Annotated in this window: 1 protein-coding gene; it reads right to left on the bottom strand. The window is 58.8% G+C overall.

From position 1 onward, the window contains the following. Positions 1 to 917, bottom strand: a 917-nt coding sequence (locus AWB78_RS42760) for an ATPase, T2SS/T4P/T4SS family (RefSeq protein ID WP_062613345.1), incomplete at its 3' end; no start/stop codon positions are given. Between the last annotated feature and the right edge of the window lie 97 nt (positions 918 to 1,014).

Raw genomic sequence — 1,014 nt, 5'->3', positions numbered from 1 at the left:
TTTAGAATCACGTCGTAGTTCACCGTGCGGCCCACGTCCGAGGCTTTAACGAGCGTTGCGATCCGAGCAAAGGTCGTCGCGGCGTTGTCGGAGTGGGTCGAGAAGATGCCGCCCGGATGCCCCGTGTTCGCACCCGTGAGGTAGTCCCATGCCGCATCATCGCGCAGCTCCGTGAGGAAAATCCGGTCGGGCGACAGCCGCATCGCCGCCGTCAGGCATTCTTTCGCGGACACGCGTCCCTCCTGCTTCCCGTACATCATGTAGCCGACTTCATACTGGTTATCGGCTTCAACCTCATGCACGTCTTCCAACAGCAGCACGCGCTCAGTCGGCGGCACTTCAGCGAGCAGCGTGCGCGTGAGTGTCGATTTTCCGGAACCCGTTTTGCCGGACACGCAGATGTTCTTCTTGTTGCGCACTGCCTGACGCATGAATCCGACCATATCGCCCTGATCGAGCAGACCAAGCAACATTTCTTCGACTGAGTCGAGCTTTCGCATGTCCTCAATCGTGCGGCGCTTCGCGTTCAGGAATCGTCCTTCGCCGCGCAACTCTTCCAGTCCCTTGCTGACCTGCAAATGCTTGCGGAAGCAGATCAGCGCCGTTCCTTCGAGTACCGCCGGAGGTCGCACAATCACGCCGCGCGTGCCATTCGGCAGCTTCACGTCCATGATCGGCGACGGTCCCAAGCCGTTGTATGACAGAAGGGTGTTCGTTAGATTGTTGACGTAGGCGGGCGTGATCGCCGGTTCGTCGTGCAGTTCGCGTCCGTCGGCTCGGGCGGTGACGACCTGCCCGAACTTGTTGACGCGAACCTCAAAGACGTCTGGTTGATCGAGATATCGAAGCATCGGAGCCAGCGTCATGTTGACCGCATGGTCCGACGCGATGAACGACTGGACTTTATGGAGTGGCATCGTCGCTCAATTCGTAGACTTTGCTGAAATCAAGGTCTTGACGCACGAAAATGGCTACGTGGTCGCCCTGCTGGTCGTACAGCGTCGGCGGAATGTT

The sequence above is a fragment of the Caballeronia calidae genome, from assembly GCF_900044055.2.
Taxonomy (GTDB): Bacteria; Pseudomonadota; Gammaproteobacteria; order Burkholderiales; family Burkholderiaceae; genus Caballeronia; species Caballeronia calidae.
Note: the sequence above shows the minus strand (reverse complement) of the source record. Positions and strands in the feature narration are given on the sequence as shown.